Source organism: Gilliamella sp. B3367, assembly GCF_026536825.1.
GTDB lineage: Bacteria > Pseudomonadota > Gammaproteobacteria > Enterobacterales > Orbaceae > Gilliamella > Gilliamella apicola_E.
The window spans coordinates 75597-99811 of sequence record NZ_JAFNNJ010000006.1; the positions used below are offsets into that span (position 1 = coordinate 75597).

The 24215-nt window shown below is 35.2% G+C and carries 22 protein-coding genes; 10 read left to right on the forward strand and 12 right to left on the reverse strand.

The window, feature by feature from the left end:
• Nucleotides 1-33: 33 nt before the first annotated feature.
• The 3 genes from pdxY to putP are packed head-to-tail and all read right to left on the reverse strand — an operon-like array spanning nt 34 to nt 3705.
• Nucleotides 34-900 carry a pyridoxal kinase PdxY gene (gene pdxY, locus J3U23_RS09425; protein WP_065734954.1) on the reverse strand — a complete coding sequence of 289 codons (867 nt, stop codon included), beginning with the start codon at nt 898-900 and terminating at the stop codon, nt 34-36.
• A 4-nt stretch (nt 901-904) separates the two neighbouring features.
• Entirely contained in the window at nt 905-2176 is a 1272-nt protein-coding gene (tyrS, locus tag J3U23_RS09430; RefSeq protein ID WP_267339116.1) for a tyrosine--tRNA ligase, read from the reverse strand.
• A gap of 41 nt (nt 2177-2217) precedes the next feature.
• Entirely contained in the window at nt 2218-3705 is a 1488-nt protein-coding gene (putP, locus tag J3U23_RS09435) for a sodium/proline symporter PutP (protein WP_065562912.1), read from the reverse strand.
• A gap of 256 nt (nt 3706-3961) precedes the next feature.
• Here putP and nth point away from each other — a divergent pair, with 256 nt between their 5' ends.
• From nth to J3U23_RS09450, 3 genes are read left to right on the forward strand one after another with little or no spacing between them, the layout of a single operon-like run.
• Nucleotides 3962-4600, forward strand: a complete 639-nt coding sequence (gene nth, locus J3U23_RS09440) for an endonuclease III (protein WP_065562913.1) — start codon at nt 3962-3964, stop codon at nt 4598-4600.
• A 6-nt stretch (nt 4601-4606) separates the two neighbouring features.
• Nucleotides 4607-5137 (forward strand): endonuclease SmrB, encoded by a 531-nt coding sequence (gene smrB, locus J3U23_RS09445; protein WP_065562914.1) that lies wholly within the window; start codon nt 4607-4609, stop codon nt 5135-5137.
• 33 nt (nt 5138-5170) lie between these two features.
• Nucleotides 5171-5530, forward strand: coding sequence for a hypothetical protein (locus J3U23_RS09450; RefSeq protein ID WP_065562915.1), 360 nt, complete (start codon nt 5171-5173; stop codon nt 5528-5530).
• Between the two features lie 335 nt (nt 5531-5865).
• Here the strand turns inward: J3U23_RS09450 and cgtA are convergent, their stop codons facing one another.
• The 4 genes from cgtA to rplU form a co-directional block, all read right to left on the reverse strand.
• The gene (gene cgtA, locus J3U23_RS09455; RefSeq protein ID WP_065734956.1) at nt 5866-7029 is read right to left on the reverse strand and encodes an Obg family GTPase CgtA; all 1164 of its coding nucleotides are present in this window, start codon (nt 7027-7029) and stop codon (nt 5866-5868) included.
• Entirely contained in the window at nt 7013-7993 is a 981-nt protein-coding gene (locus J3U23_RS09460; protein ID WP_065562917.1) for a DMT family transporter, read from the reverse strand. The genes cgtA and J3U23_RS09460 overlap by 17 nt, the downstream gene beginning before the upstream one ends.
• An 86-nt stretch (nt 7994-8079) precedes the next feature.
• Entirely contained in the window at nt 8080-8340 is a 261-nt protein-coding gene (rpmA, locus tag J3U23_RS09465; RefSeq protein ID WP_034883716.1) for a 50S ribosomal protein L27, read from the reverse strand.
• A 15-nt stretch (nt 8341-8355) separates the two neighbouring features.
• Nucleotides 8356-8664 carry a 50S ribosomal protein L21 gene (rplU, locus tag J3U23_RS09470; RefSeq protein ID WP_065562918.1) on the reverse strand — a complete coding sequence of 103 codons (309 nt, stop codon included), beginning with the start codon at nt 8662-8664 and terminating at the stop codon, nt 8356-8358.
• Nucleotides 8665-8896: 232 nt separating this feature from the next.
• Here rplU and narX point away from each other — a divergent pair, with 232 nt between their 5' ends.
• Nucleotides 8897-10705 carry a nitrate/nitrite two-component system sensor histidine kinase NarX gene (narX, locus tag J3U23_RS09475; RefSeq protein ID WP_065562919.1) on the forward strand — a complete coding sequence of 603 codons (1809 nt, stop codon included), beginning with the start codon at nt 8897-8899 and terminating at the stop codon, nt 10703-10705.
• A 3-nt stretch (nt 10706-10708) separates the two neighbouring features.
• Nucleotides 10709-11362, forward strand: coding sequence for a two-component system response regulator NarL (gene narL / locus J3U23_RS09480; protein ID WP_220225295.1), 654 nt, complete (start codon nt 10709-10711; stop codon nt 11360-11362).
• 37 nt (nt 11363-11399) lie between these two features.
• Here narL and cysG read toward each other — a convergent pair whose 3' ends face one another.
• From cysG to nirB, 4 genes are all read right to left on the reverse strand, one after another.
• Nucleotides 11400-12773: a siroheme synthase CysG gene (gene cysG, locus J3U23_RS09485; protein WP_267339118.1), complete on the reverse strand. Its 1374-nt coding sequence runs from the start codon at nt 12771-12773 to the stop codon at nt 11400-11402.
• A 111-nt stretch (nt 12774-12884) separates the two neighbouring features.
• Nucleotides 12885-13652 (reverse strand): nitrite transporter NirC, encoded by a 768-nt coding sequence (nirC, locus tag J3U23_RS09490; protein WP_065562922.1) that lies wholly within the window; start codon nt 13650-13652, stop codon nt 12885-12887.
• Nucleotides 13653-13674: 22 nt separating this feature from the next.
• Complete coding sequence (gene nirD, locus J3U23_RS09495; protein WP_267339119.1) at nt 13675-14007, reverse strand: nitrite reductase small subunit NirD; 333 nt, start codon at nt 14005-14007, stop codon at nt 13675-13677.
• Between the two features lie 3 nt (nt 14008-14010).
• Nucleotides 14011-16533, reverse strand: a complete 2523-nt coding sequence (nirB, locus tag J3U23_RS09500; protein ID WP_267337346.1) for a nitrite reductase large subunit NirB — start codon at nt 16531-16533, stop codon at nt 14011-14013.
• Between the two features lie 277 nt (nt 16534-16810).
• Here nirB and J3U23_RS09505 point away from each other — a divergent pair, with 277 nt between their 5' ends.
• From J3U23_RS09505 to edd, 5 genes are all read left to right on the forward strand, one after another.
• Nucleotides 16811-17308 (forward strand): MarR family winged helix-turn-helix transcriptional regulator, encoded by a 498-nt coding sequence (locus J3U23_RS09505; protein ID WP_065562925.1) that lies wholly within the window; start codon nt 16811-16813, stop codon nt 17306-17308.
• 58 nt (nt 17309-17366) lie between these two features.
• Complete coding sequence (locus J3U23_RS09510; protein ID WP_065562926.1) at nt 17367-18503, forward strand: HlyD family secretion protein; 1137 nt, start codon at nt 17367-17369, stop codon at nt 18501-18503.
• Nucleotides 18500-19663: an ABC transporter permease gene (locus tag J3U23_RS09515; RefSeq protein WP_267339121.1), complete on the forward strand. Its 1164-nt coding sequence runs from the start codon at nt 18500-18502 to the stop codon at nt 19661-19663. The genes J3U23_RS09510 and J3U23_RS09515 overlap by 4 nt, the downstream gene beginning before the upstream one ends.
• A 215-nt stretch (nt 19664-19878) precedes the next feature.
• Nucleotides 19879-20409, forward strand: a complete 531-nt coding sequence (locus tag J3U23_RS09520) for a gluconokinase, GntK/IdnK-type (RefSeq protein WP_065562927.1) — start codon at nt 19879-19881, stop codon at nt 20407-20409.
• A 48-nt stretch (nt 20410-20457) separates the two neighbouring features.
• Nucleotides 20458-22263, forward strand: coding sequence for a phosphogluconate dehydratase (gene edd, locus J3U23_RS09525; protein WP_065734970.1), 1806 nt, complete (start codon nt 20458-20460; stop codon nt 22261-22263).
• An 88-nt stretch (nt 22264-22351) separates the two neighbouring features.
• On the opposite strand, the gene J3U23_RS09530 is transcribed toward edd, so the two are convergent.
• Nucleotides 22352-24073 carry a thiamine pyrophosphate-dependent enzyme gene (locus tag J3U23_RS09530; RefSeq protein WP_267339122.1) on the reverse strand — a complete coding sequence of 574 codons (1722 nt, stop codon included), beginning with the start codon at nt 24071-24073 and terminating at the stop codon, nt 22352-22354.
• Nucleotides 24074-24215: the final 142 nt, after the last annotated feature.

Consider the following 24215-nt stretch of genomic DNA (forward strand, 5'->3'; position numbering starts at 1 on the left):
CATAATTTTATATATTTTTACATATTTCAAAAATTAATCAATCCTTTTTGCATTAAACCACTGTTTTGGCGTCTCAATTTCATTTTGTGCAGCGACTAATTGTAATTCATATTCATTTTGTTTTAATGTCTCAAGCATAACAGCATAAACTGCAGAGGTAGTATGTTCGAAAGCTTCGACCATTGATTTACCAAGCATTATATTTGCTAAAAATAGCCCGCTAGTCACATCGCCAACACCTACTGGTTGCTTAACACCAAAATCGACTAAGGGACGATCAATATGCCAAGCTTCATCCATAGTTACAAGCAACATTTCAAAACGATCTTTTTGATAACCTGCTCGACTTAAGTGTTTAACTAATAAAACTTTAGGTCCTTTTTGACAAATTGAGCGACAGGCTAAAATTGCTTCATTAACATTACTGATTGGTTGTTTACCATTAAGTTCCTCTAGTTCTAAGATATTTGGAGCCATCATATCTGCAATAGGCAAAGCGGTATTACATAAAAATTCGGATACACCTGGCGCAACAAAACAACCTTTTTCAGGATGTCCCATTACCGGATCACAAAGATAAATTGCTTCAGGATTTACTGCCTTTACTTTCTTAACTATGTCGATGATTGCATTACCTTGCTCTGGAGATCCCATATACCCACTTAATACAGCATTACATCGGTCTAATTCCCCAATAGCATTAATTCCTTCAGCAATATCTACCAAATGAGATGCTGACATTACCGATCCAGTCCATTGACGATACTGGGTATGATTTGAAAATTGAACCGTATTTAGAGGCCAAACATTCACACCCAAACGACGCATTGGAAATACAGCTGCACTATTACCTGCATGACCAAATACAACATGAGACTGAATCGATAAAATATTTTTCATGAAATCATCTCCAAATGAGTAAGCAGTAGTATTTTTTACCTCGACGCAATAATGTATAACGATTAAAGAGTTTATCACTACTAGAAAAACGATAATCTGTTGTGGAGTTACGTTCACCATTAACAGAAATAGCATTTGATTCAATCATTGTTCTTGCCTGGCCTCTTGAAGGTGCAAAATCTGCATTAACGATTGCTTGTTGCAAATCTAGCTCTTCTTCAACAGCCAATGTAGGCATACCATCTTGAGCTAACTGCTCAAAATCAGCTTCAGATAAGTCAGTTAACTTACCAGAAAATAAACTTTCAGTGATACGTTTCGCTGCGGTTAAGCCATCTTCGCCATGAACTAAACGAGTAACTTGCTCAGCAAGTACATATTGAGCTTTAGGGGCTAAGCCACTATTCTTATCCTCTTCTTCCAATGCATCAATTTCTTCCAATGACATGAATGTAAAGAATTTAAGGAAACGATAAACATCGGCATCAGCAGTATTAATCCAAAATTGATAAAATTTATACGGGCTGGTTTTTTTAGGATCTAACCATACTGCACCGCTTTCAGTTTTACCAAATTTGGTTCCGTCCGATTTAGTAATTAATGGTACGGTTAAACCATAAACTTGTTTTTGATGTAAACGACGAGTTAAATCGATACCTGCGGTAATATTACCCCATTGATCAGAACCACCTATCTGTAACACGACATTATGTGCTTTGTTTAGGCTTGCAAAATCATAAGATTGTAACAAGCTATAAGAAAACTCAGTAAATGAAATACCTGACTCATCGCGGTCAATACGTTGCTTAACAGATTCTTTATTAATCATTGAATTGACGGAAAAATATTTACCAATGTCCCGTAAAAAAGATAAAACATTCATGCCACCAAACCAATCATAGTTATTGGCTACAATAGCTGCATTATCACCACATTCAAAATCCAAAAACGGCGATACTTGTTGTTTGATTTTCTCACTCCATTCAATAACAGTATCTTCAGTGTTAAGCTTACGTTCAACTGCTTTGAAGCTTGGATCCCCAATTAGTCCTGTTGCACCACCAACTAATGCAATTGGTTTATGACCAGCCAATTGAAAACGTTTTAAACAAAGTAATGGAACTAAATGACCAAGATGCAAACTGTCAGCTGTTGGATCAAAACCACAATATAGCGCAATAGGATTTTTTTCGATTAATTCCATTAGCGCGTTTTCATCAGTAAGTTGAGCAATAAGCCCACGCTCTTGCAGTTGTTTGATCACATTTTTTGTCATGATATTTTACCTATTAACGTTTCTATTCTATTTAATTACATTTATTTATTATGATATCTTTTATACGCTTGTTCAAAATGATCTTCGACTATTTCATTTGGTTTTTTGTCTAATAAACTAAAAATAACTATTGCTATTGACGCAAATAAAAAACCTGGAATCAAGGAATACAAATTAAACCAATTGAAATTTATCCAAAGTAAAACGGTAATTGCTCCCGTTATCATTCCTGCTAGTGCACCATTGCGAGTCATTCGAGCCCAGAAAACCGAAAATACAACAATAGGGCCAAATGCCGCTCCAAATCCTGCCCAAGCATGACTGACTAAATCAAGCACACTGTTATTTGGGTTTATTGCGAGTAAAATAGCAATAACTGAAACTAATAAGACCATAACACGCCCAACCCAAACTAATTCTCGTTGTTTAGCCTTTGGCCTGATAAATGCTCGATAGAAATCTTCAGTTAATGCACTTGAACAAACTAATAATTGGCAACTTAGGGTACTCATTACTGCAGCTAAGATAGCTGCAAGCAAAATACCTGCAATCCACGGATTAAAAAGTAATTTAGATAATTCGATGAAAATACGTTCATGCTTACCATCATCAATTAAATAAGCTAAATTTGGATTGTTAGCAAAAAAAGCTATACCAAAGAAACCAACTGTAATAGCACCGGCTAAACACAAAATCATCCATGTCATACTAATTCGACGAGCGTTTTTCATTACTTCATGTGAATCAGCAGCCATAAACCTTGCTAAAATATGGGGCTGACCAAAATAACCAAGTCCCCATCCTAATAAAGAGATAATGGCAATAAAATCCATATGTGAAAAGATGTTTGTGTAATCGGGATTTAATGATTGAATATTAGCCAACGCATCTGAAAAACCCCCAGCATTTATCATAACCATGATTGGGGTTAAAATTAATGCAAACATCATTAAACTAGCTTGAATAGTATCTGTCCAGCTGACCGCTAAAAAACCACCGATAAAAGTATAAGCAATGGTTGCTCCTGCACCAGCAAGCATAGCCCAGCCATAACTAAGGCCAAATGTACTTTCAAATAATTTAGCGCCAGCAACTACACCAGAAGCACAATAAATTGTGAAAAAGATTAAAATTATTACTGCCGAAATAATTCTTAGTAATGAGCTGTTATCATCAAATCGACGAGAAAAATAATCAGGTAAAGTTAATGAATTATGATTTATTTCAGTAAAAACTCTTAGCCTACCCGCAATAAGAAGCCAATTTAAATAAGCTCCAATTATTAAACCTATTGCAATCCAACTTTGTGAAATACCAAATAAAAAGACTGCACCCGGCAATCCCATTAATAACCAACCACTCATATCTGAAGCACCAGCAGAAAGTGCAGTCACTACACTACCGATACGTCGCCCACCTAATATGTAATCACCAAAATTTCGCGTTGCACGGAATGCAAAAAAACCGATAGCAATCATTCCTAATATGTAAACAGCAAAGGTGACAATCATTGGTAATGACATTTTTATAATAAACCTTGAATGATGAAATTAAAAAATAGTTGGCTAGCTTACCACAAAAAGCCAATGCTAAAAAGCAGGTGATTTCTGCAGGTAAATGTTAAATAAAAAAGAAAAAACAATTCAAAAGTAAAAATATTTTATTATTTTCCAATAGATAGATTATTAATAGTCTTAACTTTTATAAAAACTCAATAGATCCTACGGTTAAATCTAAAATAAAAGTATATAATATTAATTAACCATCTTATGTTTATAATATATTGTGAAACAATCAACACGAATACAAATTTTAGAAAGACTAAAAGATCATATTAAAGATCCTACAACAGAATTGGTATATCAAACACCGTTCGAGCTACTTATTGCCGTTGTACTTTCAGCCCAAGCTACAGATGTTAGTGTTAATAAAGCTACAAAACCGTTATTTGCGATTGCAAACACTGCAGAGCAAATTTTAGCGTTAGGCGTCGATAAATTAAAAGATTATATTCGCACAATAGGTTTATATAATAGTAAAGCTGAAAACATTATTAAAACTTGTCAGATTTTGGTTGATAAATATCAAGGACAAGTCCCCGAAAACTTTGATTCATTAATTGCGCTACCTGGTGTGGGTAGAAAAACAGCCAACGTTGTGTTAAATACAGCTTTCGGCTGGCCAACTATTGCGGTCGATACACATATATTTAGGGTAAGTAATCGAACTGGTTTTGCTCCAGGTAAAACCGTTGAAGCAGTTGAAGAGAAGTTACTAAAAGTGGTACCAAAGGAGTACAAAATAAATTGTCACCATTGGTTAATATTACATGGTAGATATACGTGTATTGCTAGAAAACCTCGTTGTGGATCTTGTGTTATTGAAGATTTGTGTGAATTTAAAGAAAAAGTTTATCCAGAGTGAGAATCAATGTCGAATAAATTTATATTAGATCATGAAGACATAGACTTGTTTAAAAATAGTATTGGTAAAACCAAACAGCTCAAACAAGATACTGTGATTCATAAACCTCAAAAACGATCTCAAAAGCTAATAGAAAATCAAAAAATTCAACATGAAAAAGTAAATAATGAATTTTACTTTTCTGATGATTACCAACCTCTATTACAAGAAGATCCGATTCGTTATAGTCGTGAAAACTCAGATCCTAATGAATTGAAAAAATTACGACGTGGATTTTATGCACCTGAATTCTTTTTAGATTTACATGGATTAACTCTGCAAGAAGCGAAAAAAGAAATAGCAGCATTAATCGCCGTTTGTTTAAAAGAAAATGCCAATTGCGCTTGCATCATGTATGGGCACGGTAAAAACATATTAAAAAAACAAACCCCAATGTGGTTAGCCCAGCATCCTAATATCATTTGTTTTCATCAAGCACCGAAAGAATTTGGCGGCAGTGCAGCATTACTTATTTTATTTGATACCATCAATAACTAAAAAATAAATTTTAAATATATAAGGAATAAAAAAATGAAATTATTAAAAAAAATAAAACATGTTTATTTATTTCTAATACTTGCTATCTTTATAACTGCATGTGGCGGACTTGATGCAATTCCTTCAGAAAAAAGTAACTATATTGGCAAATGGCAAGGTGAATATATGGTGATAACTATCACTAAAGACGCCAAAGTTATTTACAATTATAAAAAAGATGGGGTAACTAAAAGCGTTGAAGGGCCGATACAAGAATTTATTGGTGATGATTTTAAAGTAGGGGTTTTAGGTTTAAATTCTTTATTCAAAGTAAGTAAGCCTCCTTATTTTGAGGACGGTCAATGGAAAATGGTCATTGATGATCAATTAGTTATCAAAACATCGTATTTTTAATCACTTTAAAATAAAAAAGCCAGCATAGTTGCGCTAGGCTGGCAAACATTGGAAGCAATGTGAGCAATGTCATACTTTTTCAGAAGTCTTGCGACGCTCTAATCAAGTACACCTTAATGATAATAATTCTCATTATTAAAAGCAAGCGTTTTTTTTTGACTTTTTTCAAAAAATAAAAGAAAAATGTAAACCACCAATTTTTTTTAATATGAAATCATTGTGTTAGCGTTAGAATAATAGAGAGGAATACAGGGCTATGTCACCCTGTATTTTTGTAATGGTGATTTTTTAGTTGATAATTTGAAATGATAAGTTTAACTTATTTTAGGTTATTACTATTTTTGATAGATAAATTCAACCCCTTCTTCGTCACTGTCATCCCAATCATCAAAATCATCGTCATCAAAAGCCTCATCCATCGCTTGTTGGTGATAATCATCCCACATAAATTCAACTTTTTCTGCTGCCGTTTCTGCTTCTTCTGCTTCACGAGGATGCGCATTCATGTAGTCCATTAGATCCCAACATAAAGCTTTTACCCCTTCATGATTAACTGCTGAAATCACATAATATTTATCATTCCAGTCGAGTGCTTTTGCAATTTCTGCTGCACATTTGGCACTTTCTTCTTCACCCAATACATCCATTTTATTGAAAACTAACAAGCGCGGTTTATTGGCTAATTTTTCACTATATTGGTGAAGTTCTTGAATAATAACTTTAGCATTTTCAATTGGATCTGATTCATCGATTGGAGCAATATCAATTAGATGAACTAAAATCCTACAGCGTTCTAAGTGTTTTAAAAAACGAATACCAAGTCCTGCGCCATCCGATGCGCCTTCAATCAACCCTGGAATATCAGCAACAACAAAACTCTGCTCATTATCCATTCTAACTACCCCTAAACTAGGTACTAAAGTTGTAAATGGATAATCAGCGACTTTCGGTTTTGCTGCTGAAACTGAACGAATAAACGTTGATTTACCTGCATTAGGCAAACCTAACATACCAACATCAGCTAATAGTAAAAGTTCTAGTAGCACATCACGTTTTTCACCCGGTGTACCATCAGTCTTTTGTCTTGGAGCTCGATTCACTGATGATTTAAAACGTGCGTTACCAAGCCCATGAAAACCACCTTTAGCCACAAGGACTTTTTGTTGATGATGAGTTAGATCACCAATAATTTCACCAGTATATTTGTCAGTGATACGAGTCCCAACAGGTACTTTAACGGTAATATCTTTACCTCGCTTGCCGGTACAATCAGAACCTTGTCCATTTTGACCACGTTCAGCGCGATAGTTCTTTTCAAATTGAAAATCCACGAGTGTGTTTAGATTTTCATCGGCAATAAAAAATACATCGCCACCATCTCCACCATCGCCACCATCAGGACCACCTTTAGGTATATATTTTTCACGACGGAAACCAACACAACCATTGCCACCGTCACCAGCTTCCACTCGAATTGAAGCTTCATCTACAAATTTCATTATTTGTCCTCTTTTTTCGGTTAATCAGCCAGCCCTTTCTAGGTTGCCATAAATGATGTCCAACTGTTGCAAACATTGCACCTGCTACAACAGATACCGCGCCAATATAACCTATAATATTTAAATATTGCATTACAAACTTTTCTGGCCATAGTAAAGCAAATAAATCTGAGAAAATCAGTGCAAAAAGTGGTGTCAGTGTTGTTATAGCACTTACTTGCGCAGCTTGCCAACGCTCCATTGCCATAACTAAAGCACCATAAGCAATAATGGTATTTAAACCACAAAAAATAATTGCAAACAATTGACTAAAATCAGCATTAGCAATTTTAGTCGGCGATGCTAGAGGCCATAAAAAGATACTACATATAAGATAAATCAACCAAAGTAGCTGCTCTGCTCTTAATTTTCTTAATAATACTTTTTGCGCTAATGCATAACATGCCCATGATATAGAGGCTAATAAGGCCAGCCACACACCTATACCATATGAAGACATATTGGCAAAGAGATCTGCTAGATTTTCATTAAAAAATAGCGCTAAACCAATTAACAATATAGTAATACCAATAATTTGTGTTGGTCTTAATTTCTCTTTGAAAATAAAAGCACTAGAAATCATAAATATGACAATGCCAGTTTGTCCAACAACTTGAGCTGTAGTTGCAGATAAATACTGAACAGCTGTAGCAAAAAGCGCAAAATTACCTAATAAACCAAATCCGGCAATCATTAATAGAATAAAACGGCGTCGTTTTTTAAACATCATCAAATTAGGAAATTGTTTTTTATAAGCCAACCAAAGCGTTATACCTACTGCTGATATACTTAAGCGTGACCAAGCTAACGTTAATGGATCAATAACAACTAATGCATATTTCATAGCAATTGGCACGAGTCCCCACATCACTGACGTCAACATGGCTAGCGCAAAACCTAATTTAACATTTTGCTGTTTTATCATAATGAATTAATTTATATAAATTTCAAGAAATGAAAAAAGCCCCACAATAACTGTGAGGCTTCTATAACTTATGAACCGCTGGTTTATTAGCTGTTAGCAACTACACTAACATAACGGCGGTTTTTAGGTCCTTTAACTTCAAACTTAACTTGTCCATCAACTAACGCGAATAGGGTATGATCACGACCACAACCTACATTAGTACCTGGGTGGAATTGAGTTCCACGTTGACGAACTAAAATATTACCAGCAAGAACTTCTTGAGAACCATAACGTTTAACACCTAAACGTTTACTCTGGGAATCACGACCATTACGTGATGAACCACCAGCCTTCTTATGTGCCATTGTTCGATACTCCTATTAAGCGATTGCAGTGATCTTCACATCAGTGAACCACTGACGGTGACCTTGTTGTTTACGATAGTGTTTACGACGACGGAATTTAACAATTTTCACTTTCTCGCCACGACCGTGCTCAACAATCTCTGCTTTAACTGTTGCACCTTCAACAAACGGAGCACCAACTTTGATGTCTTCACCATTTGCTACCATTAAAACTTTATCGAAAACAACTTCTGCACCTGTTTCGACTTCAATTTTTTCCAAGCGAACGACTTGTCCTTCGCTAACTCGGTGTTGTTTACCACCACTTTGGAAAACTGCGTACATACTTAACTCCGCAATAAAAAGCAGACGATTCCTGATTTAACATATATGTCTGCATTGATTAATCTTATAGGGCGTGAATTTTACGCAAAATTTATGCTTGTTGCAAGCGCTGTTTAATAAAAGATCGCAAAAAGTCATAAAAAAGATCTTTGATCAACGGTTTTCACGATACAATAGAGCTAAATTATTATTTATTTAAACAATATTTAACACAAAAATATTGAGTATCGATATGCTAAAAAGAAAATTTCGCTACAGTGCATCTATTTTAAATCGTTTAACACTTTTAATGTTTTCTTTAGGTGCCATGGCGTTATTAGCTTTGTTTTTATCAATACAAGTAGCTAATGATACTAAAGGCAGTGCTTATATGATAAACCAATTGGGTTTAATTAGGATGAAAAGCTATCAATTTTTAGCCATGATCCCGATTGAAAAAAAGGACTATGATCGACTTAATATTTTTAATGATATTCCGTCTTCTGAGCAATTAAAATTATTTGAACGTTACCATTTAATTGATGAGCTTAACCAATTACAGTCTCAATGGATAACTGATATCGTCCCCAAAATTAAACAAGCAAACAGTATAGATGAAATAAAAAATGAAATTGATAAGTTTGTAACTCAGACCGATAAATTAGTCCATCAAATTGATCAAAAAACAGAAAATCAAATCCATTATATATCACAATTGCAATTTGTTTTTATCATTCTTATTGTTCTATTTCTTCTTGCGCAAATTTACTATTTACGTCGTTATCTTCTTGCGCCTTGGCGCAAATTAATTAATATGGCTGAATCTATTTCGCAACATAACTTTAGCCAACGATTTAACAGTAAGAAAAGTAAAAAGAACGAATTTGATTTATTGGGGCAAGCCTTCAATGAAATGGCAGAACAAATTGAATTGCAGTACCAATTATTAGAAGAACGTGTCACAGAAAAAACTGCCGAATTACAACAAATCAATAAAATATTGTCGTTTCAGTATCAAGCTATAAAACAACTGCACACATCAGATCCATTATGTGAACGCTTTTTAATTATACTCCGCCAGCTTGAGGAATTAGTGCCATTAACACAGTTTCAAATTCGTTTTTATGAGTCGGATAATATAGAACATTATCAACAAATCAGCTATGCCAACCAACAAAGACTACCTTATTGCCAAAATTCAGAATGTAACGCTTGCCTTATTCCATCAAAATCTTATCAAGAAAATGGATTTCAACGTTATTGGTATCTTCAAGAAAAAGGTGAAAAATTTGGTATTTTATTTGCTCTACAACCATCAACAATGCATCTAAGTGCAGAACAAGAAAATTTAATTACAGCCTTAGTCGAGCAAATGACGACAGCACTAATGCTTGATAGGCAAATAGAACAACAAAAACAATATCTATTAATGAAAGAGCGCTCAGCAATGGCCAGAGAGTTACATGACTCTATAGCACAATCTCTTTCTTGTTTAAAAATTCATCTTAGTTGCTTACAAATGCAACCAGATTTAACCTCACAAACAAGTAGTGATTTGCTAGCTATTATGCGTACAGAAGTTAATATTACTTATTCTCAATTAAGAGAATTAATAACTTCTTTTCGTTTACGACTTAATCAAACCGGTTTTTATGCCAGCTTAATGGAATTGATCGAAGAATTTAATCAAAAATTGAAATTTAAAATACAAGCTGAATATCAACTACCTCTCAATATCATTAAGAGCAAATATGCATTCCATCTATTGCAATGTGTACGCGAATCTTTAAATAATATTTATAAACATGCTAATGCAACACAAGTTAAAATAAGTTTAACTATTGATGATAACCAGATTATTACTGTCAGCATAAAAGATAATGGTATTGGTTTACAAAATAATGCTAATCAAGATAATCATTATGGATTAATAATTATGCGTGATAGAGTTGGAATATTAAATGGCAATTTAACCATTAATAGTAAGCCTAATCTAGGCACTGAGATTGTAATAACGTTTAAAGCAACTACAATGATCCCATTTAAAATGATAGAAGAATAACAAATGGAACAAGTTAAAAGTTCAATATTACTTATTGATGATCATCCCATGTTAAGAAATGGGGTTAAGCAACTTATAAAAACAATCAATAATTTTGAGGTTATCGGTGAAACAGGCTCTGGCTTAGAAGGGGTTATGCTTGCAGAAACACTTGATCCGGACATTATTTTATTAGATATCAATATGAATGATGTGAATGGATTAGAAATCTTGCGTTATTTACGAGAAAAAAATATTTCTGCACGAATCATTATATTTACTGTATCAGATGCAAAAGAAGATATCATTACTGCTATCAAAACCGGTGCTGATGGCTATTTATTAAAAGATATGGAACCGGAAAACCTTCTGAAAGCATTAATAGATATTTCTGAAGGCAAAATCACCATGGATGAAGCAATTTCACCTATTATTCTTGATTATATGCGTCATGGTGGAGGCACGACTACAAATCAGTCCCATAATATTAATTTACTCACACCAAGAGAACGAGAAATATTTAATTTATTAGTTCAAGGATTATCAAATAAATTAATAGCGAAAGAGTTAGATATTGTCGAAAACACAGTAAAAGTCCATATAAAAAGTATATTTAAAAAATTAAATTTTAAATCAAGAATGGAAATGACTGTATGGTATTTACAAAGTAAAGAATAGCTAGTACTAATTATGCCATTCTTCACTTTATCTAACATTAAAGTTTAGAAAACCAATTTAACTTTTTGCGTAATGCAACTACACGTCCAATAATAATTAAACTAGGACTACAAGCATGTAATGCAAGTTGAGTAAGATCACATAATAATCCCTCTACAACTTTCTGATTGGCTTTTGTACCTTCTTCTACTATAGCCACAGGTATATTACTATCCATACCATGTTTAATTAATTGTGTTTTAATATTTTCTGCTTGTGATAACCCCATATAAAAAACGAGAGTCTGTTTTTCAGCAGCTAAACTTTGCCAATCCAAATGAGTGCCATCTTTCAAATGACCCGTAATTAAACGAACACTATGAGCATAATCACGATGAGTTAATGGTATTCCACTATAAGCTGAGCATCCTGAAGCAGCTGTAATTCCTGGTACTAACGAAAAAGGAATATTAGCATCAAATAGTGTTTCAAGCTCTTCTCCGCCTCGACCAAAAATGAAGGGGTCACCACCTTTAAGTCTTACTACTCGCAACCCTTTTTGGGCTTGCTCAAGTAATATTTGGTTAATTTGTTCTTGTGGCACACAATGAAAACCAGGCCGCTTACCGACAAAAATTTGCTGAGCATCTCGTCGAGCTAAATTCATTATTTCATCGGATACTAATCGATCGTAAACAATAATATCGGCTTGTTGAATTTGTTGAAGAGCTTTTAATGTCAACAACCCTGGGTCACCCGGACCGGCACCAACTAAAACCACTTCACCTCGATAATCAACGGGCTCTTCAAATAATTCATTAGTTAACATTTCAACTTTTTCTGAATCATTATTAGCTATAGCTTGAGCTAACCTATCATGTGTAAATAGCTTTTCCCAGAATCTTCTTCGTTCAGTCATGCTTTGATAAGTTGCTTTTACTTTATTACGCAAATAACCAGCATATTTCGCTAGTTTGCCAATATTTTGCGGTAAAATCGCTTCTAGTTTTTCACGTAATAACCGTGCCAATACAGGAGCATGACCTTCTGAAGATATCGCAACCATTATTGGAGAGCGATCAATAATAGAAGGCATAATAAAACTAGCACCTTTAGGTGAATCAACGATATTACAAAAAATACGTCGCTTTTCTGATTCTATACTGACTTGCTGATTGGTTTGTTGACAATCTGTTGCGGCAATAACTAACCATTTATTATCGAGTAGTTGTGTATCAAATTCACCTTGTATTAAAACCAATTGTTTTTGTTCTTGCCAACAGACAAATTGCTGAGTAAATTCAAGAGCATTGACAGTTAAATTTGCGCCAGCTTCAAGCAATAACCGAGCTTTACGCTCGGCTATTTCCCCACCACCAACTAATAAGCAATCACGGTTTTCTAATTTACAAAATAAAGGTAAATAATCCATAGACTTTAAAAACAACCATTAATATCTTATTGATCTAAAAAATTTACTGTTAATAATCCAATAATTCTTAAAAACAGTAAGCTAAACAATTACAACCTTATTCAATAATGATTAAGGTCGATCTGCTTTAGGTGTTGAAAACCAATATCCTAAGCCCATAAAGAGTGCTCCAGATACTAAATTACCCAATGAAACCCATAACAAATTATGACCAATACCACCTAAAGTATAGGCATCAGTATGATTTCCAAACCAAGAAAGAGAAAATAACGTCATATTAGCAACACTATGCTCATACCCACAAGCAATAAATGCCAATAAACACCACCATATAGCAATAAATTTAGCTGAACCTTCAACTCGATTTGCCATCCAAATAGCTAAACAAACTAACCAATTACATAAAATTCCACGAAAAAACAGCGCCATTGCGGGAGTGGATGTTTTTGCTAATGCCGCAGTATGTATAAGGGAAGTATCTGTTGCCAATAATGGGCTTGCAGCCCAATAAAATAAAGCAGCGACAAAAATAGAACCCAGTAAATTGCCTAGCCACGTTTGTGGTAATACCCACCACATTTGAAAGTGTGTAATCTTTTTAGCTTGAACACCAAATGTTAAAAACATGGTATGCCCAGTAAATAACTCCGAGCCCGCTATAACAACTAACGTTAATGCAATTCCAAATGTTGCTCCCATAACTAAAGGTCTAACTGATGCATCAAGCAAATTACCCAGCGTAAAAATTAATATGATACCCAGACCAACATAAGCACCTGCCATAGCAGAACTTAGCCAAAACCCTATAGGATTGGTTTTAGCTAATTTAACAATACGTGCTGCATTAACAGCACATTTATTAATTGTTTCTGTATACATTTATTATTCCTATTTTTATTTATTAGTTAAATTTAACTTTAACAAATCCATCATTATCAATTTTGACCTCATAGTGTGCGATGGAATAACTTGCATCTTCATAACAATAACCATCTTTTAAACGAAAGCGTTGTTTTTTCAGAGGACTAGCAACCCATAATTCATTTTCATGCTCACAAATAATCCCCCTAGAAAGCACACTAGCATTAGCAAAAGGATCAATATTACTAATCGCATAAAGCTCGTCAGAATGAAAAGGACGAAAAACAGCGACATGCTCTTTACCAACTAAAGCACAAACTCCTGTTTCTGGAAAAATATCTTCAATTTTACAGATAGTTACCCATTGACTCATAATCTACTCTCCTGACATAACTTGACGTTCTTCAAGGGTGGCGGGACGATGTTGTTGTCGCTCAGGTACAAACTGAACATTATCGTCTCGTTTAGGACTATTAATAAAATGAGCAAACCGGATTTGTGCTTCTGGATTATTAACAGTTTCTTTCCATTCACAAACAAAAAGCTTACGAATGCGAGCCATCTCTTTTTCAAGTTCGTCATTGATACCTAATTTGTCATCAATAATGACACTACGCAAATATTCGATCCCCCCCTCAAGGTTTTCAAACCAGACAGAAGTCCGTTGTAATTTATCCGCTGTACGAATATAGAACATAAGGAAACGGTCTAAGTAGCGAATAAGGGTTTCTCGATCTAAATCAGCAGCTAAAAGATCGGCATGACGAGGTTTCATACCACCATTACCACAAACATAAAGATTCCAACCTTTTTCAGTTGCAATAACGCCAATATCCTTACCCTGAGCTTCGGCACATTCACGGGTACAACCTGAAACACCAAGTTTGAATTTATGAGGCGCTCGAATACCTTTATAGCGGTTTTCTAATTCGACACCTAAACTAACACTATCTCCTACCCCAAACCGACACCAAGTGCTACCTACGCAAGTTTTTGCCATACGTAATGCCTTAGCGTAAGCGTGACCACTCTCAAAACCAGCATCAATCAGCTCTTTCCAGATAGCAGGAAGATCATCTTTTTGCGCACCAAACAACGCTATACGTTGTGAACCAGTAATTTTTGAATAGAGATTGTATTTCTTAGCAATCTGACCAACCGCAATCAATCCTTCTGGAGTAATTTCACCACCAGCACTACGAGGAATAATTGAATAAGTACCATTTTTTTGAATATTACCTAAAAAGATATCATTACTATCTTGTAACGGTACAAGATCTGGTTTAAGAATATAATTATTCCAACATGAAGCTAATATAGAGCCAACTGTTGGTTTACAAACTTCACAGCCATAGCCGGTACCATGTTTTTTTATCACTTCATCAAAGGAAGTTAATCCTTCAACACGAATTAAGTGAAAAAGCTCTTGCCGAGAATATTTAAAATGCTCACAAAGTGCATGGCTTACTTCAATACCTTGTTTCGCTAATTCCAAATTAAGGATTTGCGTTACTAGTGGTATACAACCACCACAACCACTACCCGCTTTAGTTTCAGCTTTAATTGCAGCAACAGTATGACAACCAGCATGAATAGCTTGAACAATTTTTGCCTTTGTCACATCAAAACAAGAACATATTTGTGCACTATCAGGTAATGCGTCAGCGCCTAATGCAGGCTTAGCACCTGCATGTGATGGTAAAATTAGAGAATCAGGATGTTCAGGTAAATCCATATCATTAAGCATCAGTTGCAGCAAGTTACTATAATCAGATGTATCACCAACTAAAACAGCACCTAATAGTTTTTTATTATCATTAGATACCACTAACTTTTTATAAACTGGTACACTTTCATCTAAATAAACATAGCTTCTGCTAGCTATTGTTTTAGCCTTTGCATCACCAATACTACCAACGTCGACTCCCATTAATTTGAGTTTAGCACTCATATCGGCACCTTCAAATTTAGCGCTTTCACCGATTAAATGTGCTAAGGCAACTTGTGCCATTTTGTAACCAGGTGCAACTAAACCGTAAACTTTACCTTGCCAACAGGCGCATTCACCTATGGCATAAATATCCGGATCTGAAGTTTGGCAATAATCGTTAATAACGATACCTCCTCTAGGTCCAATATCTAATTCACACGCTTTAGCTAATTGGTCATTGGGACGGATGCCAGTTGAAAAAACAATAAAATCAATTTCAAGTGATGAACCATCAGAAAATTGCATAACTTTACCTGATGGGGTATGAATAATTTCTTGAGTATTTTTGCTTGTATGAACTCCAACTCCCATCTCTTCGATTTTTCTACGCAGTTGATCACCACCCATTGCATCAAGTTGCTCTGACATTAAGACTGGAGCAAATTCGACAACATGAGTTTCAACTCCTAAGTTTTTCAATGCACCAGCAGCTTCAAGTCCAAGTAAACCACCACCGACAACTGCACCTATTTTACAATTACTAGCACAATCACGAATCGCATCGAGATCTTCAATGGTACGATAAACAAAACAATTCGCCCCTTCAGCACCTTTAATTGGAGGAACCCATGGATAAGAGCCCGTTGCAATAATCAACTTATCATAAGAAACAATACGCCCAGTTTGTGAATGCACCTCTTTACGTTGGCGATTAATCAAAATAACCCGTTCATTAAGTAAAATATTAATATCATTTTCTTGGTACAAGCCTTCCCGAACTAAAGACAGTGCTTCTGCAGTATGGCCTGAAAAATAGGAAGAAAGATGAACACGATCGTAAGCTACTCTTGGTTCTTGGCAAAAGATGGTAATTTTAAAATTATCAGACTGCATTTTTTCGATAATTTCTTCGACAAAACGATGTCCAACCATCCCATTGCCTATAATAACGAGATTGGTTTTACTCATAAAAAGCTCCAAATTTATTTTTAATTCAATTATTTAATTTTTATCTATACGATATTTTAAGGAACTTTAAATAGAATATAATTACCCTCAAGGATTACCACTTTAGTAGTAGATTAAATAATAAGCTTTAAAACAATAAGTTATCATTCTTGACTAACTAAATATCAATGAAAATTAACAAATTAATGAGATCAACCTCTCAAACTAAAGTAAAAAACAATTGCCAATTTAGGACAAACCAGTATAATTAGCCGACTAAATAAATTAGGTAAAGCAATTGAATTACAACTCAAGAATACTTCCTTCGCGCGAAACTTTAGCAAAAGCACAAAGTTTTAATGATGAAATTATCGAGGTTTCAGGCGTTGATCTGGTCCTAAGTTTAATTACTACTGCCGATTTAATTCGTTCTAATATTTATGCACAACTTGCAAAAGATTATGATGTTTCTGAAGGAAAATTTGCATTGCTAATGTCATTGTATAGTGAAGGTGAAACCTGCGCTAGCGAGCTAGCATTGAAAGTTGGCGTCACTCCTGCAACTGTCTCAGTAATGGTTAAACGGATGTTAGCTGCGCAAGATCCTTTAATATCGATGACGAAAAGTGGGGAAGATGGTCGTTCTCGACTAATCAGGCTCACCACAACTGGTGTAAATCTTATACAAAAAGCGCTACCTAATCACTTAAAATCGATTCGTGCTTTTGCTCAGGTTTTAAATGCACAAGAGCAGGAATCTTTAATTGCAATGTTACGTAAATTATTACGTAAATAATTGCTTTTAATCACTAAAAATCATGATATTTTAACAATATACTTAGCTGACTAAATAAATGAAAAATAAACTAAACTTAGATTTACCAAAAAACATTAAAATTCCTGCTATATTTTTATTGCTACTTCTAATTGGATCAACATTGATTTGTCTTGGTTCAAGGAACGATGCAGTAACTGTTGCTAAAAGTATCAAATCAGGCGTATTAACTGCTGATGAAATCAATGTTGCATTTCAAAATGTAGGTGGCAAAGTCATTAAACGGTTTGTCCAAGAATCACAATTTGTAAAAAAAGGCGATCCATTAATGCAACTTGAAGATACTGATACGCAGCTATCAATAGATCGCTTACAAGCGCTAGTTGATAGTCAAACAGCCGCAGTTAATCAAGAACAAGCAGCAATCGAAATCACTGAAAATGAAACTAACCTCAATGAATTATCAACGTGGCGGAAAATAGAAGAAGTTAAAGCGAACTTAGAAGCTGCAATATCTTCTCGAGACTTAGCTAATACTGAATTTCAACGTCATACTCAATTAAGAAAAACTGGAGGCTCTTCACAATCACAACTTGATGCTGCACGCAATGCCTACATTAATTCAAAAATGCAAGTTGTACAGATTGAAAGTCAATTATCAACATTGATGATTGGTGCATCACCTGAGCAAATCACCCAGTTTGAACAAACTAGAAATGCAACGGGTATGACATTGCAGTCGATTACTATTGCTAGACAAAAACTGCAAAATCGCCAAAATCAACTTGCTCAAATCCGTGCTCAACTCGCACAAGCCGAAGCTGATTTAAAACAATTAAAAGTAAATTATAGCCGCCTTACATTAGTTGCACCAGAAGATGGAAAAGTACTAAAACTAATGTTTGAAGATGGTGAAATGGTGCCTGCTGGTGCACCAGCAGTATTGTTAGAAACAGACCGTAAATATGTTGACATCTATGTTAACGAAAAAATGGTTAATGATTATCAACCTGAAACTAAAGTAAAAGCTAATGTGATTGCTCTGGACAAAACAGTAAAAGGAACTGTCCGTTTTGCAACAGCGGCGCCTTCATTTGCTGATTTACGAATGACTCGGGAACGAGGACAGGCAGATTTAACATCTTATCAAGTCAGAATTTATATAGAACCTATACCGCATTTATTAACTGGTATGACAATTGAGGTTGATCAATGATGCAAAACATCATTAAATCTATGCTTGAAGAGCTTGATGCTATGTTATCAGGCCACTTCATCCCATATTATAAAGTGTGCTTAGGTTTAGCTGCTATCGTATCACTTGTATTTTCAATTGTGCTAAGCCATGGTTCAGTTTTTGAAGGAAAAATTGCTGTTATTGATCTTGATGGTTCCAATTACTCAACTGAATTAATCAGTAAAGTAAATACTTCACCATTTATTGAAATAACAGAAGTAATTCGCTCACCAATAAATCCAATTACATTAGTATCACACGACCGTAATTTAGGAGTGTTATATATTCCTAAAGGACTTGAAAAGTCTCTAAAAAAAGGGGATCAAACCGTTAAATTAGGTTATTTTGCTGATGATTCAAATGATGCACAAAATGCCAAGGTAATGCAAAGTCTTAATGAAATCATCCCTGAATCAGGTGCTGAATTGAGCGTTGGTAAAGTTGCAGCATTAGGACTTGGAAGAGAAGCAACTGAAGCAACCTTATCACCAATGCAATTGAAAACTAGGACCATGTTTAATCCGTCTAGTTCATCAACAATATCCACTATAATCTATTTCGTTTACTTCTTCTCGTCATTAACGTATGGATTAACATCATTAATGATAATTGGCCGATTAAAAACAATGGGGATGTGGAATACAGTAATAGAACGAGGTTTTATACCGCTATTAGCGAGAACCGTGCCTTATGCCCTATTTTATACCACTGCTTTAACTTTAATTACCGCCATACTAGTTTTATTTGGTCAATTACGCTTTGACGGTAATTACTTTACTTTTGTACCTAGCGTATTTATGACTGGACTCGCTTTTGGCTGGTTAGGTTTCCTATTATCTTGGAATACCAACCATCCTGGTGAAGGTGCTAGCAGAATGATTTTCCTTGTTCCACCAGGATTCATCATGGGCGGTTCAACCATGGCAGTAGGCATTATGCCAATCTGGGCATTTTATGTCAGCCACGCATTTCCATTAGTTTGGCTCTTCCGCTTTTTCCGCGATATAGGTATACGAGGACGTTCATTTGTCGATATGTTATCAACATATGGGATATTCATAATTTATTTAACTGTTATTGCTTTTATCGTGATGATGTTTGTTAATCGCCTGAAAAAACCAGAAGAGCAACTTGATTAAAACTTATTAAACTAAAGGCCTAATTAGCAAAAATCAATGCTCAAAAAGGCCTTTCATCAACTTTTTTAATGTGTTAAATAAAACCTCAAAAAGATCACTTAATAAACCTTTAATAAAAACATGATCTAAATCACAAAAAAAACTTTTTTATATTGCAATAAAGAATTATAGTGACAAAATGTTACCCGTAACAGGTTGTTTTGGAGAATAACGCAATGACACAACAAAGGAAAAATGTTTTCGTATTCATGGGTGTATCAGGTAGTGGTAAATCGGTTGTTGCAAAACAAATAGCCGATAACCTAAATGCCGCTTTTTTAGATGGGGACTTTTTACATCCCAAAGCCAATATATTGAAAATGCGCAGCGGTACCCCGCTAAATGATAACGACAGGATGCCTTGGTTAAACTTAATTAGTAATGCTGCATTTGCAATGAGTAATGTCAATGATATTTCGATTATTATCTGCTCAGCATTAAAAGAAAAATATCGAGACATTATTCGTGGAGAAAATGAAAATGTGCACTTTATTTATTTAAAAGGAAGTTTTGATGTTATCTCCCAACGTTTAGCTAAACGCCAAGGGCATTATCAAAAAACAGGAATGCTACAGTCGCAATTTGATGCATTAGAAGAACCAACAGCCAATGAAAAAGATGTTTATGCTATCAATATTGAACAACCTCTAAATGGTGTTATTGAAGATAGCATGAAGGTTATTAATTCGATATGTCATTGTGAATAAATTTATAAAAGTTCAGAAATTATAATAAATATAATCTAAGAGGTTAATGTGAATTCCACTATTTTAGCTGTAACTCAGCGCATTATTAATCGCTCTAAAGCAACACGTGAAGCTTATCTGCAAAAAATAGAACATGCTATGTTAAAGAAAGTTACCCGAGCAAGTTTGCCTTGTAGTAACTTAGCTCATGGCTTTGCCGCTTGTTGCCTCGATGAGAAAAATGATCTTAAAAATATATTAAAAAGTAATATCGGTATTATCAGTTCTTATAACGATATGTTATCAGCACATAAACCTTATGAATTTTATCCAGAACAAATTCGAAAAGTGCTACATGAAGTCGGCGCTGTTGGCCAAATGGCTGGAGGGGTACCAGCTATGTGTGATGGTGTAACCCAAGGCGAACCGGGTATGGAAATTTCGCTAATGAGTCGAGATGTGATTGCAATGTCTGTTGCTGTTGGGTTATCACATAATATGTTTGATGGCGCACTGTATCTAGGAGTCTGCGATAAAATTTTACCTGGATTATTTATTGGAGCCCTATCTTTTGGGCATTTACCCGCTATCTTTGTTCCTTCTGGACCGATGCCTTCAGGTTTACCAAATAAAGAGAAAGTTCGCATTCGTCAACTTTATTCAGAAGGAAAAGCTTCTCGCGAAGATTTATTAGAATCTGAATCAGCCTCATACCATACCAGCGGAACTTGTACGTTTTATGGCACCGCAAATAGTAACCAAATGGTCATTGAATTAATGGGATTACATTTACCTGGAGCCGCTTTTGTTCATCCTGAAACAACATTACGCAATGAACTAACCAATGCTGCTGCAAGACAAATCACTCGTTTAACTAACCAATCAGGAAATTATATGCCAGTTGGTAAAATGGTGGATGAAAAAGTAATTGTTAATGGTTTAGTTGCGCTTTTAGCCACAGGTGGCTCAACCAATTTGACTATGCACATTGTCGCTATGGCTAAAGCGGCTGGTATTGTTATTAATTGGGACGATATTTCAGACTTATCAACAGTTGTTCCGTTATTGAGCCGAATATACCCTAATGGGCCGGCCGACATTAACTACTTCCAAGCAGCAGGTGGAACTTCATTATTGGTCCGAGAACTATTATCCGGTGGTTTGTTACATGAAGATGTTGAAACTGTAGTTGGCCATGGACTGAGCCGTTACACGAAAGAGCCAATTTTAGAAAATGGTAAACTCATCTTCCGCGAAGGTCCTAAAGAATCTTTAGATGAAAATGTGATTGCTTCAATAAAAAAACCTTTCAACTCTCATGGTGGTTTAAAAGTGATGTCTGGCAATTTAGGGAGAGCGATAATGAAAACGTCTGCTGTTACCGATGAGCACCAAATTATCGAAGCACCTGCAGTAGTCTTTAATAGTCAGTATGATTTAGATGCAGAATATAAAGCCGGCAACCTCAACAAAGACTGTGTTGTAGTTGTTCGTTATCAAGGTCCAAAAGCTATCGGTATGCCAGAGCTACATAAATTAATAACACCATTGGGTGTTTTACAAGATCGCGGCTATAAAGTTGCGTTATTAACTGATGGACGGCTATCTGGCGCATCAGGCAAAGTACCGGCAGCTATTCATGTTACACCTGAAGCCTATGCCGGTGGATTATTAAGCAAAGTTGAACAAGGTGATATGATCAGAGTCAATGGTCAAACCGGTGAAATAACACTATTAGTTGATGAAGCTGAACTCGCAAAACGCAGTCCAGCACCAATCGATTTAACCGATTCCCATAAAGGTTTTGGTCGAGAACTTTATACAGTTGTTAGAGAAAATTTATCTTCAGCTGAAGAAGGCGCTGTTAGTTTTTAATCCAACTTATCTGCCGCAAAATGCGGCAGATATCGTAAAAATCCCCCTAAAAACCCCGTTCCTCAACTTTTTTTATCTATTGCTTAGTCTATTTTTTTACAAAATTATCAACCAACAAATTAACCACATCTTTCATTTTGCCACTCAATGATGCCTTTACACTATAAAGCGCCATTCCCATTACTTGTGAAGTATGAATTTCAGGCGGCATAACTAATTCATATTCGTTTGTCTTAACATCTAATAATGCAGGTCCAGGGTGAGCTAAAAATGATTGCACCGCGGCTTCAAGCAAATCTGAATTATCGACACGAATAGCAAATAATCCCATCGCTTCAGCTACTTTAGCAAAATCAGGATTTTTTAAATCAGTATAGTGATCGACAAGCCCTTCTGATTTTTGTTCCAATTCAACAAAGTTAAGTGAGCTATTATTAAGCACAACAACTTTAATTGGCAGGTTTTCTTGGATTGTGGTTAACAAATCGCCTAACAACATACTAATACCACCATCTCCTGATAAGGTAATGACTTGACGATTAGGAAAAGCTTTTTGTACACCTAATGCTTGTGGCATCGCATTGGCCATAGAGCCATGTTTTAAACTAATAACGGTCCGTCTTTTACCATTGGTTGAAAAATGACGGCAAGCCCAAACCATAGCAGAACCAACATCTGCACATAGTACGGCATCATCATTGGCATATTTATCAATCAATTCGGTTAAATATTGAGGGTGAATAACCGTTTTTGATGGTATCGCTTTCTTACCTAATTTATCAATTGCTTTAGTGTGTAATTCACGACATTTATCTAAAAATGCACTGTCTGCTTTTTCATTAACTAATGGCAATAAAGCGGCTAGGGTTGGTTTACTTGCACCTACAACACCAATATCTACACTATGGCGATGACCAAGATGAGTTGCATCGATATCTACCTGAATAATTGTTGCGTCATCTGGATAAAATTGTGACCACGCAAAATCAACACCAAACATCAAAAGCACATCACACTCTTTTATCGCCGTTGCGCCAGACTCCATACCAAACATCCCTGTCATACCAACGTTATACGGATTATCATATTCGACGAAATCTTTAGCTCTTGAAGTATGAACAATTGGTGACTTTAATTTTTTTGCTAACGCAACTAATTCATCATGAGCTTCTGATACTCCATGACCTGCAAATATTGCCACTTTACTATTTTTATTTAGAATTTCGGAAATTTGTGCAAGCTCTTCATCAGATGGCCGAATTACTGGTTTCGGGTGAAAAATTTTATGTCCACTATTATCTTCAACTTTGACTAAACTTATATTATAAGGAATAACTATAACAGCAACACCTCGTTGATTTATTGCTGCTTGTACAGCCGCTGTAGTAATTCGTCGTGCTTGTGTTGGATCCGAAATTTGCTGACAAAAGACAGAACAGTTTTTATAAATAGATTCAAAATCAACCTCTTGCGGAAAATCAGTTCCTTGTTGAGAGGTAACTAACTGGCTAGCCAGTAAAACCAACGGTACTTTATTGCGTTGTGCTTCATAAATACCATTTATAAAATGTAGGCTTCCTGGTCCACAAGAACCAGCACAAGCAGTTATTTGATCGGTAAGATAAGCTTCAGCTCCTGCAGCAAAAGCACCCACTTCTTCATGACGAACATGTACCCATTCAATATCACTTTTTTTGATAGCAGACGTAATTTGATTTAAGGTATCTCCAACAATACCATAACAATGTTTAACCCCCGCTTGAGATAACACTTCAATAATAATTTCCGCAACAGACTTTTTTGATGACATATTGACTCCTAAATATGGTTTTAAAATTAAACGCATCAAGTTGACTAAATTACACCTAAGTTTTATGAATGCGAAGAGCTTAAAAATAAAACAGCAAAAAATGTTAAAAATGTCATTTTAACCATAGTTGATACTTAAGAAT

Coding starts and splice junctions, on each gene's coding strand:
- rplU (WP_065562918.1), bottom strand. CDS start 8,664: ATGTACGCAGTTTTCCAAAGTGGTGGTAAACAACACCGAGTTAGCGAA.
- J3U23_RS09510 (WP_065562926.1), top strand. CDS start 17,367: ATGAAAAATAAACTAAACTTAGATTTACCAAAAAACATTAAAATTCCT.
- nirD (WP_267339119.1), bottom strand. CDS start 14,007: ATGAGTCAATGGGTAACTATCTGTAAAATTGAAGATATTTTTCCAGAA.
- J3U23_RS09460 (WP_065562917.1), bottom strand. CDS start 7,993: ATGATAAAACAGCAAAATGTTAAATTAGGTTTTGCGCTAGCCATGTTG.
- J3U23_RS09450 (WP_065562915.1), top strand. CDS start 5,171: ATGAAATTATTAAAAAAAATAAAACATGTTTATTTATTTCTAATACTT.
- tyrS (WP_267339116.1), bottom strand. CDS start 2,176: ATGACAAAAAATGTGATCAAACAACTGCAAGAGCGTGGGCTTATTGCT.
- narX (WP_065562919.1), top strand. CDS start 8,897: ATGCTAAAAAGAAAATTTCGCTACAGTGCATCTATTTTAAATCGTTTA.
- nirC (WP_065562922.1), bottom strand. CDS start 13,652: ATGTATACAGAAACAATTAATAAATGTGCTGTTAATGCAGCACGTATT.
- J3U23_RS09515 (WP_267339121.1), top strand. CDS start 18,500: ATGATGCAAAACATCATTAAATCTATGCTTGAAGAGCTTGATGCTATG.
- J3U23_RS09530 (WP_267339122.1), bottom strand. CDS start 24,073: ATGTCATCAAAAAAGTCTGTTGCGGAAATTATTATTGAAGTGTTATCT.
- rpmA (WP_034883716.1), bottom strand. CDS start 8,340: ATGGCACATAAGAAGGCTGGTGGTTCATCACGTAATGGTCGTGATTCC.
- cysG (WP_267339118.1), bottom strand. CDS start 12,773: ATGGATTATTTACCTTTATTTTGTAAATTAGAAAACCGTGATTGCTTA.
- cgtA (WP_065734956.1), bottom strand. CDS start 7,029: ATGAAATTTGTAGATGAAGCTTCAATTCGAGTGGAAGCTGGTGACGGT.
- nirB (WP_267337346.1), bottom strand. CDS start 16,533: ATGAGTAAAACCAATCTCGTTATTATAGGCAATGGGATGGTTGGACAT.
- pdxY (WP_065734954.1), bottom strand. CDS start 900: ATGAAAAATATTTTATCGATTCAGTCTCATGTTGTATTTGGTCATGCA.
- smrB (WP_065562914.1), top strand. CDS start 4,607: ATGTCGAATAAATTTATATTAGATCATGAAGACATAGACTTGTTTAAA.
- narL (WP_220225295.1), top strand. CDS start 10,709: ATGGAACAAGTTAAAAGTTCAATATTACTTATTGATGATCATCCCATG.
- J3U23_RS09520 (WP_065562927.1), top strand. CDS start 19,879: ATGACACAACAAAGGAAAAATGTTTTCGTATTCATGGGTGTATCAGGT.